The organism is Mesorhizobium sp. M7A.F.Ca.CA.004.12.1.1, from assembly GCF_003997835.1.
Taxonomy (GTDB): Bacteria; Pseudomonadota; Alphaproteobacteria; order Rhizobiales; family Rhizobiaceae; genus Mesorhizobium.
Genome location: NZ_RZRK01001058.1, coordinates 1 through 1,721 on the forward strand (window position 1 = coordinate 1; position 1,721 = coordinate 1,721).

Sequence of the window (1,721 nt, forward strand, 5' to 3'; positions counted from 1 at the left end):
GTCTATGACTACAACTGGGGTTTCGTAAACCTCGCCGGTGCGCTGATCAACGCCAAGGTCGTCAGCGGCGTCTATTCCGGCCAGGCGCTGAACAACACGCCGCTCGACCGCTTCTCGGCCACAATCGGCTTTCGCATGCTGGAGGACCAGCTCACGGTCGGCGCGCAATATCTCAGCGTCGGCAAGATCACCCGCACCAGCCGCACCAATCCCAACGCCGTGCCGATTGTCGACGACGCCTTCGATCTGGTCAATGTCTTCGCCAACTGGCGCGTCAACGACAACCTCAAGCTCGATTTCGGCGTCGATAACATCTTCAACACCGCCTACACCGACCCGCAAAGCGCATGGTCGACCTCGGCAGCAACCGAACAGGGCAAGGGCCGCACCTTCAAGGTGGCCCTCACCGGCAGGATCGGAGGCTGACAATGAACGAAGCATCGGTGCGTGAACTGGCCTGCGAGGCGCGGCTCAACCTGAGGCGTCTGCCGGACTACATGGACAGCATTTCAGACAGGCTGCGGAGCTTCGAGGCCGATGCCTCGCATGAGGGAAAGCGCATCGATTTCCGCTTTGCCTTCGGCGGGGCCTCTTTCGACATGGAACGGCTGGTGATGCGGGCCAATGCTGCCGACCGCGACGGGCTCGCCCGTATCAAGGACCTGCTGGCCACAGCCGTACAGGTCTACGCCAAGGAGGAAAACCCCGAGATCGTCTGGACCGGCGATCTCTCAGGCGAAACCAGCCTCGCCCAGTTCCGCGAGATGGTGGTGACGGATATTCGCGACCTCACCCCGCACATGCGCCGCATCCGGCTGGCCGGCGAGGATCTCAGCCGTTTCGCCAAATTCGGCGGCATGCATATCCGCATGCTGTTTCCGACCAGGGAGGTGCCCGATCCGCTGTGGCCGGTGCTCGGCGGCAATGGCTTGCCGGTCTGGCCCGCCGACGACCGGCGTCCGGTGGCGCGCGTCTACACTATCCGGGCGCTGGACGTGGCCAGGGGCATCATCGATGTCGACTTCCTCGTCCATCCCGGCGAGAGCGTTGGCTCCGCCTGGGCCATGCGGGCAGCTCCCGGCACGAAAGTCGGCATCATGGGACCGGTCGGCCGCCCGGTGCGGCAGGCGGAGTGGTACGTCATGGGCGCCGACGAAACCGGCCTGCCGGCGCTGGCGCGGCTGCTGGAGACGCTGCCGGCCGAGACAAAGGGCGTCGCCTTCGTCGAGATCGCCAATGATGGCGAAAGGCAAGCGATCAACAATGCCACGGGCATCGAGTTGCATTGGCTGACAAGGAACGGCGTGCCGGCGGGCGAGGACAGACTGCTGGCCGAGGCTGTCCGCTCGGTGGCGTGGCCGCAAGGCGGCTCGGCCTTCGGCTGGTTCGCCGCGGAAGCGACCGCCGCCAAGGTCGTTCGCGAATATTGGCGCGGCACGCTGGGGCTCGGCCGCGATGAGACGTTGGCGGCTGCCTATTGGCGGCGTGGCTCTGCCGGATTGATGGCGGGGTGAACTCTGATGATCGGCCCGCCGTCTTTGCCGATGCCGATAACAATTTGATCACCGGAGACAAGGTTCGAAATATCGCACACCACCAGCGGCATGCGGATCTCGTAAAGAAATTCGGCAACGATGGCGCCCACCGCCAGGATCGGGGCCGGCCGCTCCAGAAGAATCCCGGCTGGCGCCGTGCCTCTGCGGATCGCCTCGGCCAGCACC

General features: G+C 65.0%; 2 protein-coding genes and 1 pseudogene. 2 read left to right on the forward strand and 1 reads right to left on the reverse strand.

Annotated features, from left to right (window positions below; genetic code table 11):
• Positions 1-426: TonB-dependent receptor (locus EN984_RS33530; RefSeq protein ID WP_127384303.1), on the forward strand; the 426-nt coding region annotated here is incomplete at its 5' end.
• A 2-nt stretch (positions 427-428) separates the two neighbouring features.
• On the forward strand, positions 429-1,514 hold the full coding sequence (locus EN984_RS33535) for a siderophore-interacting protein (RefSeq protein ID WP_127268610.1): 1,086 nt from the start codon (positions 429-431) through the stop codon (positions 1,512-1,514).
• Here EN984_RS33535 and EN984_RS33540 read toward each other — a convergent pair.
• Positions 1,475-1,721, reverse strand: a pseudogene (locus EN984_RS33540) (DUF126 domain-containing protein); the annotation flags it as partial. The gene EN984_RS33535 and the pseudogene EN984_RS33540 sit on opposite strands and share 40 nt — an antisense overlap.